We start from the raw sequence: 13,282 nt of genomic DNA, 5'->3' as shown, positions 1-13,282 counted from the left end.
GAAGCCCGAGAAGAAAGAAGAGGCCAAGAAAGAAGAGGCCAAGAAGGAGCCGGAACAGGCCGAGAAGCCCGAGAAGAAAGAAGAGGCCAAGAAAGAAGAGGCCAAGAAGGAGCCGGAACAGGCCGAGAAGCCCGAGAAGAAAGAAGAGGCCAAGAAAGAAGAGGCCAAGAAGGAGCCGGAACAGGCCGAGAAGCCCGAGAAGAAAGAAGAGGCCAAGAAAGAAGAGGCCAAGAAGGAGCCGGAAAAGGGCAAAGGGGCCACCAAGGAGAAGGAGGAGTAGCGTTGGCTCGATGGGCAGTAGCACACATTTACGCTTCCTATAACAACATCATCATCACGTTGACAGATCTGACAGGCTCAGAGACGCTCACGAAATGCAGCGGTGGAATGGTCGTGAAGGCCGCCAAGGACGAGTCCTCTCCTTACGCTGCAATGAGGGCGGCCGAGCGGGTCGCTGATATAGCCAAGGAGAAGGGCATAGATAGCATACATGTTCGAATCCGGGCGGCTGGTGGCAACAAATCAACATCACCCGGCCCTGGCGCACAGTCCGCAATCAGGGCGCTTGCGAGGGCAGGACTGAGAATCGGAAGGATAGAGGATGTCACACCCATCCCTCACGACGGAGGGAAGTCGAAGGGTGGTCGGCGCGGCAGAAGGGTCTAGAATGAAAGTTGATGTTCTGAAGCTGGAAGATAGATACGCGGAGCTGATGCTCGAGGACGTTGACCCCAACTTTGCCAATGCGCTGAGAAGAACCCTGGTGTCCAACGTTCCGAAGATGGCGATCGAAGACGTCGAGTTCCATCTAGGGCCTATTCGCGGTGAGGAAGGCGAGGAGTCTGAGAGTGTCACACCGCTGTTCGACGAGGTGATCGCCCATAGGCTCGGCATGATTCCCATCCCCACGGACTTGGAGCTGTTCACTTACCGAGACGAGTGCAAGGACTGTGCTAGTGAGGGGTGTCCGAACTGCACGATAATGTACTCCCTCAACAAGAAAGGACCCTGCATGGTATACTCGGGCGACCTGGAGCCCGTTGGGGATTCCTCGCTCAAGGTCGTGGATGAGAAGATCCCGATAGTCAAGCTTGGCAGCGGACAGGCGATGCTCGTCTATGCGACTGCCATACTAGGGACCGGCAAGGATCACGCCAAGTGGCAGGTTGCCCAGGGCGTTGGATATAAGTTCTTCCCCGTCATCGAAGTCGATTGTGACACGTGTGATTTCTGCGGGACATGCGCGGAGGTTTGCCCTCGCGGCGTGTTCACTGTCAAGAAGAAGAGCGTCGAAGTCAAATCCCCGCTCAGCTGCAATTTCTGCATGACCTGCGTGGAGGAGTGCCCGAAGAAATGCATATCGGTCGAGGGCGATCGGACGAAGATTCACTTCCATCTTGAGACGGACGGCTCTCTGAAGGCAATAGATGCGTTGAGATTCGCACTCGGTTCCCTCGCAGAGAAGTTCGAGAGCCTGGGAAAGAAAGTCTACTCGCTCAAGTAGTTCTTCTTCTGCGGTACGCCACCGCGATCGGAACAAAGAGAATGAATGCAATGGGCATGATCTCCGAGGGGAACTCAGGGATCAGTGTGACAACGACCCTGCCCTCGCTCAGCTTGGACCCGTCGTCCCAGTAGGGAGAACCGATTGCTAGCAGCAAGATGTTGTCATTGCTGAACTTCCCACCGTCTAGGGAATAACCCAGGAGTTCGGAGTCCTGGGTACCGTTTATCTTCTCGTCGTATGTGATGTTGTCGTTGACCGGGTCCTCGAAGACGTACACAACGCCCCGCGAGGTTTGCCCCTCGTCGGCGTAGGGTGCCGCAATCGCAACGTCCCCAACAGAACTCCCCATTATGTTGCCAGCGAACACAGCATAGCCGAATCTCTCCTCATCGGACTGTCCAGCAATGTCCACGTCTGGGGAAGCGGCATCACTGATTCCAGTCCCGCCAGAATTCGCCAGATAGACGTAGGCCCTCCCCCTGTCCGTTCCACCTTCATCGTTGTACTGGGCTCCAACGACGAGGTCATCATATGAGTCCGAGTTGATCTTGCCAACACCGACGTCCGTGCCAAACTGCTCTTCATCATACTCGTACTCAAGAACACTGTCCGGGGCCTCATCGCCTCCTGAGAAATCGATGTTGTCGCCTTCAAAGATGCTCACTCTTCCGTCCTTCGTGCCCACTCCGCTAAGTTCAGCCCAAGGCTCACCGACGACCACGTCATAGTAGTTGTCGTTGTCGATCTTGCCGCAAGCGAGCGAGTCCCCGAATCTTCCGCCTTTGTCGTTCGTCGGCGCGAGAATGTCGTCGGCAGTCGACTCCGTCGCGGAGAAGGGGCTCTGGTAGATGTAGGCCCTTCCCCCACCACTCTGTCCAGGCGCTCCCAGCACGATATCATCGTAGTTGCTATTGTCTATGTTGCAGACCGCAATCGCGTCTCCAAACCCGCCATCTTGCGTCTCGAACGTCACATCTGGTGTGGTTATCGGCGAGGACCAACTCGCCGAGCCATAGTAAGCATACACCTCCTGATTCGAGATGTTAGCCTGACTCACGATCGCATCCCAGTAGGCGTCATTGTTTATTTTTCCCGCCGCCACAGCGACTCCGAATCGGTCGCCTGCATTGACCCCAAGTATCGTCACATCCGGACTGTCGTCGTCCGCTGTGAACGGCCCAAGGTATATGTGGGCAAGCCCTCTGAGGCTCTTGCCGTCGTAGCTGTTGAGATATGCTCCTGCGATGACATCAGCGTAGCCATCACCATCGAAGTCTCCCACCGCGACAGATCTCCCAAGGTATTCCGGGTCAGTGACGTATGTGCTGTTATCCGTCAGGCTGAAGGTGGGATCGATGGAAACAGGATACTGAGCCTCCAGGAACCAGTTTGCATCGCATACTGTCTCCAGGGTCTTCAGCGATGGAGAGAAGCGGTATGTGCAGTCTAGCCGCTCACCGGCCGCGTCATACGCATATGGCGGCATAGCCGATATCACCCTGTGATCGCCAAGATAGAAATCCAGGCTCCTGGTTTCCACATAGTCCTCCACAAGGCTCCCCTCAACAAAAGGAAGGAGGTCGTCTGAGTAGTCCACGCCAAAAACCAGCTTGATGTATTCCGCATTCTCGTCCATATCGGGAAGAGAATGCAGAATCAGATCTTCCTTGAGAGACCTCTCTCCGAACTCATATTCTATTGTGGCTTGGATTCCCTCGTAGGCGTCTCCGTAGATTGCTCGTTCTTCACCAAGAAGAAGCCTGGAACTCGAGAGAACGCCCAAAGACCCGGACTCATCCCCTCTCCCGACATCGATGCCAGTTGGGAGATCCCAAGAGAAGTGGTTTCCAGCGACCTCCAGTTTCACTCTCCCGGCCGTTTCCGTGAAGTAGACGTTGTAGGCGCCCTTCGAGATCGCATCGTACTCACCGAAATCCCCTTTCGTGGCGTATCTTGTCCCACGGGTGCTGTCGTAGCCGCCGCTCCAATCGATGATGTCGAATCGAACGTCAAAGGTCGGACCCATAACGATGCCCGTCAGATCCACACCGGCCTCCAGCTTGTTGACGTCCTTCTCGGTCTCCACCGTACCAGCGGGATCCCAGACCCATTGGCCTGGATAGGAGCCGCCAAAAGAAAGGAACTCCTGCTTCAGGGCATCCCCGTTCTTCCCGCTGATCTCCAGGAGGAAGTCCGCGTAGAACCCTGTTTCGCTGTCATAGAGGTATCCCACTCCAGGTTCAGTATCGATGTACGCTCTCAGCACATCCTCCCCGATAGCCGGAGGTTTCTCCACCGGTCCGATGTACTTACTCACGGTCCGGTTTCTGTATTCCAGGAGGTAGGTCGGCGGGATCGTCGTGTTCAGGTACCAGTCCGGACCCATTGGATGGTCCACGGAGCCGTCGCTGTCTACATCTCCTCCTTCCGCGGCATCGGGTGTACCGTCGTTGTCGAAGTCGAACCTGTTCGTGTTCGTTCCGTTCGGACCGTCGACATCGTCCGGCACCGAGTCGATATCGCTGTCAACGAAAGGCGAAGGCTCGATCCGTTGCTTACCCACATATGGCAGGGCCGTGCCTTTCAGAATCCTCCCGTCGACCTCGACGAAGAAGTACAGGTTGTCAGTCTCATTGGCGGATGAGGAGCTCATCAGATCTATGTTCGGATTGCCGTCAGAGTCCCCCGGATTATCTGGGGTTCCAGTCCATTCGGAGAAGGCGCCATCGATCGAGTAGCCCGCCTTTATCGAACCGAGATATCCCAGCCCGATTTCGTTCCTGGGGTGTCCCGTCTTCAGAGTGACCGAACCGCTCTCCGTGCCGATGTCCGAGGGCAGTAGTATCCTCATGCCCACAGTGTTCTCTGACGCGCTCGTTGTGTCAACCGCGACGTGGAAGGTCTCCAAAGAACCTACCTGGACAGTCCTATCCAAATCAAAGGTCATCATGCTCGACGGACTGACCGTGTCGATGGTGGCGAGATTCTCGTCCAGAAGCCTTACCGTAGACAGCTCTCCTGGCAAGGCTGTCCCCACCATCTCGGCGGTGATCTGAGTGATGTGCATGTCCGTTCCGTGTGCCGTTACGGACAGGTTAAGGAGAATCTCGTTCGTCCCCGAGACCACCCAGTCAGTGAGGTAGCTCTCCTGAATGACCTCCAGTGAGCCACCCGTGTTCGATACAGCCAAGTCCGCGATGTCCTGGTCTCCATCGAAACCGTGAGAGGCGAACAGAACATCTATAGGGACGATGTTCAGCGAGAGGATGTCCCAGTAGACCTCCGCTTCGAGGTGCGACGGACCCGCCACGGCCCTGAGCGTTCTCGGCTTGAACCAGCCGCTCCAATCATCGCTGCCCCGCCCCGCATCGAACTCATACATCACTGCCCGGTCAACGGTATTGTCGGAGCCGAGGACCTCGATCATCCTGTCCGCCCCCAGACCCTCGATTCTATAGCCCGTCGCTCCGCTCCCGTCCATGTCCATGAAGATGAACACAGTGTCCTGCAGCTCATCCCCGTTTCCCTGGAGCATCGTGCCTAACACTTGCACGTAGAACGTCAGGAAGCCCGAATCGTCATACACGGCGGTCTCGACTATGTCGATGTTCGGGTTCAGAGCAGCAGATTGGCGGCTCTCAGTGATCACAATGCCGCTCCAGTCCTCAACGCCTCCGTCTATGTCTATCCTCCCTGTCGTATCCCTCTCGACCGAGACGAAGAACGAGGAAGCGATGAGTACCATGGCAACGATGATCGGGAGAAGGAGCTTCCATCTGCCAAGCATCTCCTCCCTTCTGAACCTGAGCGAGCCAAGACCGTTCGTCATTCCAACGCCGTTCGTAAGACCGTTTATCAGCCCTGTCTTGGCGCTCTCTATGCCGTTTATGAGACCGTTTATACGACCCGGAGGAATCAGTCCCTCCCTTCTTCTCCCGTTTATGAGTCCCTCTCGCGGGGGGACCCTCGGCGGAGCCTCGCGCTCGGGCGGGGCGACTTCCCTTCTCTGCTCCGTTTCGATCTTCTGCCAGAGGCTCTCCATCTCAGCCTCGATCGCCCAGATTTTGTAGGGTGACCGCAGCATGAGCTCGATCTTCTCGATGTCCTCCTCGTAACCTTCAGTCGGCATCGACTGGAGGCTCTCCTTCAGTATCCCGACCTTTCTCAGGTTCTCCTCGAACTGGAAGAAGGCGGTCCTAGAGCGGTGTGGTTCCGCCCGCAGGACCTCCTCTAGCGGGAGGACGTTGTAACCCTCTCTTCTCCACTTCTCAAGCTTCTTCCTGTAGGCCTGCTCTTCGGCGGAGGGCTCCTCCTCTTCCTCGTCCTCTTCCATGATTTCGGATTCCAGGGCTTCCAGTCTCTCCAGGATCTCCTCCTCGTCGACTTCCTCCAGGAATTCCGTACCGCAAGTCGAACACCTGCTTTCCTCAGGATCAAGAAGCTCACCACACATCGGGCAGGCGAAGTACTCTTCGGGCTCCTCTGGCGGGGCCGGTTCCTCTGCAATCTCCTCCAGCTCATCCAGAGGGGTGACATCCTCGATGAGCTTTTCGAGATCCTCGATGGCGGGCTCGACATCTGCAACCTCTTCTTCCGCCTCCTTGGCGAGCTGGAGCGCCTTCTCATAGGACTCGACCGCCTCGTCCCTCTTGCCTAGGGCCGCGAGTGCGCTCGCCCTTGCATTGTGGACCGCTTTGTGTCCAGGCTCGAGATTCACCACAGCATCGTAGCACTTGAGCGCCTTCTCGTGCTCGCCCATGCTCCTTAACACCTCGCCTCTGGCGAACCACAAGTTGACGTTCTTCGGATGCTTCTTCAGCAGCTCTTCCTGTCTCCTGAGGATCCTCTTCGTCTTGGTCACTTCTTCATCGCTCGTGGTTTCTTTCCACTTCTTCATGAAGTCCTCAGTGAACTTCTTCTTTTTCTTCCTGGGCATAGCTAGACCTTACACTGAAAGTGCACGTCATCATTCTCCATCTTTCTATATATCACTTGTATCATCGTTATCAGCGATGTGTATCTCTCCTAGGAGCGTTCTATGGTACTATTCCCTGTGAAGAACGGTCCGTTCTCTCTCCTGACCTCGACCAAAGAGATTATTAGGATATCTATCCTTATGCGTATGGGCGCAGAGATGCGCCCGCCCGAATTGCGGGGGTAAGATGATGGCCAAATCTGTGAAACAGGCAAAGGCGGAAAAGAAAAGAGCCAAGGATCGGCACAGGGCAGCCAAATTCCGAACAGAGTCCGCGAAGCTGAAGGTTAAGATCGCCAAGCAGGAAGAGCTTCTGAAGAAGATGAAGATGCGGGTGAAAGAACTCGAATCCAAGGCAACAAAACTGGAGAGAGGTCCAGCTACGCAGTACACCAAGAGTGAGTTCTGATTCGATAGGGACACGACGCCCTGTACGTTCGTTGCCCTCCTTCCTCTCCTGCCCCAGTCTACTGTCCTTCTCTTCTTTCTGGACTGAGGTGAACCTAGAGTCGGAGACTACGCTGGAACCCTGTTCTTGGCCAGTCTCTTTTCCATTGCTCTCACGCCTGCAGTGGTCCTCGAGGAGATGGGACAGAAGCGTCTTGACGGATTCTATCGGCGCAGATCGGCTAGCCTTCTTCTATCAAGCTCGATGGTCTCGGACGACTCAATCTTGAGATAGCGATCCAGGCCCAGATACAGAGTGGGCACCGCCTTCTGCACGTCGATGACACCGTCCTCTGCGAAGGCCGAGGAATCTGCGTGCGCCGCGACGATCTCTCCGACAAACCATTCGTGATCACCGTGAGAGTTGCTGGCAAAGAGCCGGCATTCGTAGGCCGCGTAGGAGTCCCGTATGATGGGAGCCGAGGTCTCCAACGGATCGACCTCCTCAATCTTGAATCGCTCGAACTTGTCCACATCCCTCCCGCTGCAACCGCCCACTTGCGCAACGAGCTCCGCGACCTCGAAGGGCACGAAGTTGACACCGAACTCCTTGGCGTCCATAATCATCTGATACGTGTGCCGCTTCGGTGAGACCGACACTCCGTACAGTGGAGGATCGAACGATATGGGCGAGTGCCAAGCCGCCGCCATGGCGTCCTTCTCCGGTCCCCTGCTGACGGTCACGATCATAGCCACCGCCGGGCAGTAGTGGTAGAAACCTTCCAGTTCCCTATCATGCCTGTCCAACATGCCATCACCAGTTATGGACCTCAAGTTCCGCCTGGTATATCAAATGCCACGCTCCGCACCTGACCCGCAGGACCGAATTCGATGGGAAGTTGAAAATACGAGCTTTGGAATCAGCCTTCGGTATGCCGTACTTCGATGACCTCTTCAGGCGGTCCCTAGAGGAACTTGACAGACGAAAGGATGAGGATCCCACAATAGCTCATGCCCTGGAGAGGTACGAGGGTAGGAGCGTTCACCTCGTCGTCAGGGAGGATGCGCGTTACCTCTTTTCCGTCAGCTCCGGAGAAATATCATTCGACGTCGATCCGGACAACGCTCCTGACGATATCTACATCGAGATGGACCTTCCCCGAGCGAAGAGGTTGATCGAGGAGAGGAGCTTTAGCCCGTTCGATCTGCTCTTCGTGAAGTACAGGAACGTCACTTCCGAGGACATCAGCTTCGTAAGGACCCTTTTCGGGAGCTAGCTCGCGCTAGGTCCCCGGGCATCACGTTATGGATGGAAGAAGAACCCCACTGCCACGATCAGGTAGACGACTATCAGCATCACTCCCTCATCTTCTCCCGTTCCACTCCGGTGTGGAGTACTTCGTGCGGGCCAGGCTCTCCGCCCTCTCGGTTTCCTCCTTCGCGGGCTCCGCGCTCGAGAACTCGATCCCCAGGGCCTTCTCGAATCCCTTTGCCAAGTGGCTGGAGACCGTCCGGAAATCCGGCCCTTTGCCGCTCAGTTCCCGCAGGGAAGTCATCCTCCCTCTCACCATACACGTGTTTCCCCTATTCATTTGTTCCTTTGCGACGTTCAGGACGCTGAACATGGTCTCGTAGTCCGCGTCGAGGAATATTGACCCGTGCTGCAGGATGGCCCCCCACCTTCTGTTCTGGGCGTTTCCCGAGACCTTCTCCGAGCCAACGACAATATCGTTACCGGAAAGGCCCGCCTCGATTCCGAGGCTCCTGAGACCCTCGATTATGCCCGCACATATCAGCTTGTAAGACTCCAGCATACCTCTGGGTATTGAATCATCCGTCTCGGAAGCGATGACGGAATAGGTGACCTCCTTGTCGTGGAGGACCGCCCCGCCGCCGGTGATGCGCCTCACGACGTCGATTCCCAGGTCCTCGCACGTCTGAGTGTGAACCTCCTCATCGAGCCTCTGGAAGTACCCGATCGAGACCGCCGGTGGGCTCCAGCCGTACAGTCGTAGCGTGGGCCGAACCCTGCCGTCCCTTCCTGCCTCCAAGATGGCCTCGTCCAGGGCCATGTTGTGGAAAGCGTCCGCATGACCGGTCTCTAGAAGCCTCCAAATCGGCTTGCCTGTCTCCGTGTCTACGTCTCGGGTCCGCGTCAACTCCGTATCACCCGCATCTCCTCCGCAATCTGTTCTTCCGTGAGGGTCTCTGGGTAGTTGTACGGCGTGCATCCAGGTCTCTCATTGTAGAAGGGCCTGTTGCACCCCTCGCATCCCCGCGTGAGAAGAGCTTCGCCCATCATGCTGATGAGGTCGTCATCCTCGATGGAAGGCAGGATCAGTCCTCCTGCTCGATCGTACTCCAACCTCGTGCTGGCGTCCTCCGCGATGAGGTGGGTTGCCAGCTGTATCTTCCTGAACCGCTTGAGGCTCGGCGGGTCTATGTTCTCCAGCCTGGTTCCCTTGCACGGTGTGAAAGCGAACAGGGCGAGCGGTATGTCCTTCTCCAACACTCTCCGGGAGACATCGACCATCTCCTCGTCGGTCTCTCCCAGACCCACGATGATGTGCGTACTTACCCTTCCCGGAAAGGAATCTGCGGATGACAGTGTCAGCTCCAGAGCCTCATCGAGTCGGCCTCCCCTCAGGACCGGATGCAGTCTCTCGGACGCGACATCGAGCGGCAGGCCTACGCAGTCGGCGCCCTCTCTCAGCAGTTCCGCCACGTCGCTCGGTCTGTTCACCCGCGCTTCAACGCTCACGGGAAGGTCGCACCGGCTCTTGGCCTCTCGGGCCCATCTCTTCGCGGTCTCGAAGCAGCCCGGGCCGTTGACGACCTGGATGCAAATCCTCGTGAAGGCTGATGACGTCTCCTCAAGCGCGTCCCACACGTGCGGTTCCGAATGAGCGGGCCATGTGATCCTGCACATGAAATCAGGGTTCGAAGCGCTGGATCTTGCCTTGGTGCAGTATGCGCAATCGAAGGTGCACTTGCCAGGCGTCAGGAGATGGGCCGTCGTTGGTCTGGATGGCAGCTTGCCCTTCCTCAGCCCGAGGTGGATTGCGGTTCCTGTGGCTACTCTGACCTTCATGAGTTGTCCCCGTGAACAGACACCGCACATCGGGTGTTGCTCGTTGTGTCAGACACGGAAATGGCATTGGACTTAATGAAACACTCGCTCGAGAAACGGATTGAACTATCATTCAAGAACGAAAATCTGCTTCTTCGCGCACATGTCCTTCAGTATCTTCGGCCAGACGCTGACGCTCACTTCTCCCAGATGCGCCATCTTGAGCAGGAGCATATACGTACGGGACTGTCCTATCCCGCCGCCGACGCTTAGCGGGAGCTCGCCGTTCAGTATCCCCTGATGGTATGGAAGCTCCAAGAAGTCCAGCTGTCCGGACATCTCCAGCTGCTGCCTGAGCGTCTCCGGGTTCACGCGGATCCCCATGGATGTCAGCTCGTGCCTCCGCTTTGTCACGGGGTTCCAGACGAGTATGTCTCCGTTCAGCCCATGCATGGGTTTCCCGTCCTTGGACACGGTCTCCGTGACCCAGTCGTCGTAGTCCGCGGCCCTCATCTCGTGCGGATAGCCGTCCTCGAGCGGCCAGCCGATGCCGTAGATGAACACGGCGGGGAAATCCTGCAGGATCTCCGTCTCGCGCTGCTTTCGCGGGAGGTCAGGATATCTCTCGAGGATCTCCTCGGCATGCAGGAACTTGAGCTTCTCGGGCAGGCTGGGATACTTGTCCGTCACCAGCTGCGGGAACATCTCCTGGACGCGCGTCTCAGCGCCCTTGAGGACCTTCCAGATCTTCTCCACGATGTCCGTCAGGAACGCCAGGTTCCGGTGCTCGTCGGAGATCACCATCTCCCAGTCCCACTGGTCCACGTAGGCGCTGTGGTCGTGGTCGAGGAAGTAGTCCTTCCGCACCGCGTGCATGTCCGTGCAGATGCCCTCGCCGACCTGCATGTCGAACTGCTTCAGCGCGACGCGCTTCCATTTCGTCGCCGCCTGCACTATCTGAGCATCAATCGGGTTCTTGTCATAGTCGTTGGAGATGTGGAACTGTATCGGGGACCGCGAGCCGTCACGGTCCAAGTCGTCGTTCACACCACTCTTGACGTCCACGATGAGCGGGACCGAGACCATCATCAGGTTGAGCTCCTTGCACAGCCCCTCCTCGATGTAGCTCTTCATCGCGAAAATGGCCTTCTGCGTCTCCTTCGGTGTCAGCAGAGGACTGTAGTCCTGCGGCAGGATCTTCTCTAGCTCGGCGTAGTCTCCTATGCCGGGACCGGCGAGGTCCGCTTTCTTGTCTGTCATCGCACTCATCTCCTTGTTGTCTTTGACCACTCTGGACAGCGTGGCCATAGTCCTCTCGAAGCAATGCCGCTGGGATATATAAACGTGAGCAAATGCACGTCAATCTGGCGGCCCGATCGAGCGCGTCCAGAAGGAGTGCGAGGGTTGGGATTCGAACCCAAGGACCTCTGCAGGACTAGGCCCTCAACCTAGCGCCGTTGACCAGGCTTGGCTACCCTCGCTTCTGCACGCTGAGGGGGAGATTCGAACTCCCGCGGTGCAGTGCACCACCGACTCTCAAGGCCGGCGCCTTGGTCCGGGCTTAGCTACCTCAGCTCGGTAGAGAGAATGAGGAATGATAATTGAATCTTTTGCCTCAGTCGGCCAACAGCGAGGGAAGGTCGAGCTCGAAGCCAACGACCGGGTAGCTCAGCTCGTACTCATCGATCACGTCAGGGGTCATCTCACCGAACTTGCCGATATCCTCTCCTCCTTTGACCACGGACGCTGCCCGGCCCCTGATGAACAGGCCGTCCTTTCGCGGTTCGATACTCATCTCGTGCCCCAGGTCGCGAAGGAGGCTTTGGACGAGGGACTTGACCTCGGTGAAGCCCGCCTTCGCGTGGATCGACACGCCCGCTAGTTTCCTCACGTTCTTGGCTTCTATGACGACGTCCCCCGCCTCGAAGAACCTCTGCGGGAGCTCGTGATGCCTGTTCGCCTGCAGGAGAGTCATCAGGGAGGGAAGGAGGGACGTTCTCAGTGTCGACTGCTCCGTCGTTATGGGATGCATCAGCTTCACGTGCTCGACACCCTCCTCTTGGGAGTCGGCGCCGACCAGGCTGAGCGTGCTCGCCTCCGTGTAGCCGTATCCTATCATCAGGTTGCGCAGCGAGTTGCAGGCCTCGTTGAACCGTATCAGGCTCCCCGTCGTCGTCGCCCTCGGCGTCTGCGGTTCGATTCTCTCATATCCGTACGCAATGGCCACGTCCTCCACGAGGTCCGCGGGGTGGAGGATGTCGTTCCTGTAGGCGGGTATCTGGACCTCGATGTCCTCACCCGTGACGTTGCAGGCGAACCTCATCCTTTCGAGGCAGTCCACCGTCTCTTCCGGGCTGAGGTCGACCCCTATGAGCTTGTTCGCGTAAACCCTGTTCAGGACCCTCGTCTTTGGGGTCAGGTCAGGTGTGATACTGTCGCCCTCCGGCGTGTGAAGATTGACCGTCTGGAGCTTCCCGCCTCTTTCGGCCAGTGCGGTCGCCACGATCACGAGCGTCGTGTGGACGGCCTCGTAGTCCAGACCCGTGACGTCGAGGAAGAGGTTCGTGGTCTCCTCCGTGACTGTCGTCGCGATCCCGTTGATGATCGGCGGGAACGAGAGCACCTCGTCATTCTTGTCGACTATGAGCGGGAACCTATCCTTCCCCTCGAGGATGTACGCGTAGTCGACGCCCTTCGGATGCTCGCGCAGGATCTCGGCCATGTTCATCTCCCGCGTGCCCTGGAGCGGGAAGAACGTCCTCTCCTCCGGCGGAACGCCCATGTATGTGAAGGGCGGAGCCACATTGTCTATGTCATGAACGCCGACCGAGACCTTTCTCCTCTTCCTGCCCATCGTGAGGTGAAGCTTCTCCTGCATGTCCATCAGGGACTTCACGAGCTCGTCCGTCATCTCCACGTCCCTCACGACGCCTCCAACGGCGTACGGGCGGACATCCGTCACGCTCTTGTCGACTATGAAGTCGATCCCCGAGTCCTCCGTTGGATAATGGGCGAGCCCCTTCTCGAAGTTCAGAAACCCCCTGAGGGCTCTGGCGACCCCTTCGACCGAATAGAGGTCAGGCCTGTTCGGGAAGAACTCCACGCTCATCTCGTTGCCTTCCACTCCCTCCAGGGAGGCTCCGAGCATCGGGATTCTCTCCAGGAGCTCGTCCATCGGGACATCCTGGCCGATGAGCGAGATGAGGTCACCGTAATCTAGCGTGATGACTGGCATTGCCTCGAAAACAGTTAGACGGTATAAGAAACTTTAGAATGCGGGGTCTTCCGACCATCCGCAGCGGTGATTTGGTGATGGACATTGTCACTTCCAGGCGCTCTGCAG

General features: G+C 57.3%; 11 protein-coding genes and 2 tRNA genes. 5 read left to right on the top strand and 8 right to left on the bottom strand.

Annotated elements, in window-relative coordinates; translation table 11 throughout:
- From LN415_06135 to LN415_06125, 3 genes are all read left to right on the top strand, one after another.
- Positions 1-280, top strand: a 280-nt coding sequence (locus tag LN415_06135; protein ID MCJ2556671.1) for a hypothetical protein, incomplete at its 5' end; no start/stop codon positions are given.
- A 2-nt stretch (positions 281-282) separates the two neighbouring features.
- The gene (locus LN415_06130; protein MCJ2556670.1) at positions 283-666 is read left to right on the top strand and encodes a 30S ribosomal protein S11; all 384 of its coding nucleotides are present in this window, start codon (positions 283-285) and stop codon (positions 664-666) included.
- Position 667: 1 nt separating this feature from the next.
- Positions 668-1,504, top strand: coding sequence for a DNA-directed RNA polymerase subunit D (locus LN415_06125; GenBank protein MCJ2556669.1), 837 nt, complete (start codon positions 668-670; stop codon positions 1,502-1,504).
- On the opposite strand, the gene LN415_06120 is transcribed toward LN415_06125, so the two are convergent.
- Positions 1,497-6,443: a hypothetical protein gene (locus LN415_06120; GenBank protein ID MCJ2556668.1), complete on the bottom strand. Its 4,947-nt coding sequence runs from the start codon at positions 6,441-6,443 to the stop codon at positions 1,497-1,499. The two genes, LN415_06125 and LN415_06120, sit on opposite strands and share 8 nt — an antisense overlap.
- Positions 6,444-6,669: 226 nt before the next feature.
- On the opposite strand from LN415_06120, the gene LN415_06115 reads away from it, so the two are divergent.
- Positions 6,670-6,891 carry a hypothetical protein gene (locus LN415_06115; GenBank protein ID MCJ2556667.1) on the top strand — a complete coding sequence of 74 codons (222 nt, stop codon included), beginning with the start codon at positions 6,670-6,672 and terminating at the stop codon, positions 6,889-6,891.
- Positions 6,892-7,094: 203 nt separating this feature from the next.
- On the opposite strand, the gene LN415_06110 is transcribed toward LN415_06115, so the two are convergent.
- On the bottom strand, positions 7,095-7,679 hold the full coding sequence (locus tag LN415_06110; GenBank protein ID MCJ2556666.1) for a flavin reductase family protein: 585 nt from the start codon (positions 7,677-7,679) through the stop codon (positions 7,095-7,097).
- Positions 7,680-7,768: 89 nt separating this feature from the next.
- On the opposite strand from LN415_06110, the gene LN415_06105 reads away from it, so the two are divergent.
- The gene (locus tag LN415_06105) at positions 7,769-8,146 is read left to right on the top strand and encodes a hypothetical protein (GenBank protein ID MCJ2556665.1); all 378 of its coding nucleotides are present in this window, start codon (positions 7,769-7,771) and stop codon (positions 8,144-8,146) included.
- 87 nt (positions 8,147-8,233) lie between these two features.
- Here the strand turns inward: LN415_06105 and LN415_06100 are convergent, their stop codons facing one another.
- The 6 genes from LN415_06100 to pheT all read right to left on the bottom strand — a co-directional run bounded on the left by LN415_06100 (position 8,234) and on the right by pheT (position 13,174).
- Positions 8,234-9,028 (bottom strand): lipoate--protein ligase family protein, encoded by a 795-nt coding sequence (locus LN415_06100; protein ID MCJ2556664.1) that lies wholly within the window; start codon positions 9,026-9,028, stop codon positions 8,234-8,236.
- Positions 9,025-9,960, bottom strand: coding sequence for a radical SAM protein (locus tag LN415_06095; GenBank protein MCJ2556663.1), 936 nt, complete (start codon positions 9,958-9,960; stop codon positions 9,025-9,027). The genes LN415_06100 and LN415_06095 overlap by 4 nt, the downstream gene beginning before the upstream one ends.
- 108 nt (positions 9,961-10,068) lie before the next feature.
- Entirely contained in the window at positions 10,069-11,247 is a 1,179-nt protein-coding gene (gene asnA, locus LN415_06090) for an aspartate--ammonia ligase (GenBank protein ID MCJ2556662.1), read from the bottom strand.
- An 88-nt stretch (positions 11,248-11,335) separates the two neighbouring features.
- Positions 11,336-11,420, bottom strand: a tRNA-Leu gene (locus LN415_06085).
- A 7-nt stretch (positions 11,421-11,427) separates the two neighbouring features.
- Positions 11,428-11,514 (bottom strand) — tRNA-Ser (locus LN415_06080).
- A gap of 40 nt (positions 11,515-11,554) precedes the next feature.
- The gene (gene pheT / locus LN415_06075; GenBank protein ID MCJ2556661.1) at positions 11,555-13,174 is read right to left on the bottom strand and encodes a phenylalanine--tRNA ligase subunit beta; all 1,620 of its coding nucleotides are present in this window, start codon (positions 13,172-13,174) and stop codon (positions 11,555-11,557) included.
- Between the last annotated feature and the right edge of the window lie 108 nt (positions 13,175-13,282).

The sequence above is a fragment of the Candidatus Thermoplasmatota archaeon genome (assembly GCA_022848865.1).
Taxonomy (GTDB): Archaea; Thermoplasmatota; Thermoplasmata; order RBG-16-68-12; family JAGMCJ01; genus JAGMCJ01.
Note: the sequence above shows the minus strand (reverse complement) of the source record. Positions and strands in the feature narration are given on the sequence as shown.

Bases quoted from the DNA above. Each gene is read 5' to 3' on its own strand.
- LN415_06125 (MCJ2556669.1), top strand. From the start codon at position 668: ATGAAAGTTGATGTTCTGAAGCTGGAAGATAGATACGCGGAGCTGATG.
- LN415_06120 (MCJ2556668.1), bottom strand. From the start codon at position 6,443: ATGCCCAGGAAGAAAAAGAAGAAGTTCACTGAGGACTTCATGAAGAAG.
- LN415_06115 (MCJ2556667.1), top strand. From the start codon at position 6,670: ATGATGGCCAAATCTGTGAAACAGGCAAAGGCGGAAAAGAAAAGAGCC.
- LN415_06110 (MCJ2556666.1), bottom strand. From the start codon at position 7,679: ATGTTGGACAGGCATGATAGGGAACTGGAAGGTTTCTACCACTACTGC.
- LN415_06095 (MCJ2556663.1), bottom strand. From the start codon at position 9,960: ATGAAGGTCAGAGTAGCCACAGGAACCGCAATCCACCTCGGGCTGAGG.
- asnA (MCJ2556662.1), bottom strand. From the start codon at position 11,247: ATGGCCACGCTGTCCAGAGTGGTCAAAGACAACAAGGAGATGAGTGCG.
- pheT (MCJ2556661.1), bottom strand. From the start codon at position 13,174: ATGCCAGTCATCACGCTAGATTACGGTGACCTCATCTCGCTCATCGGC.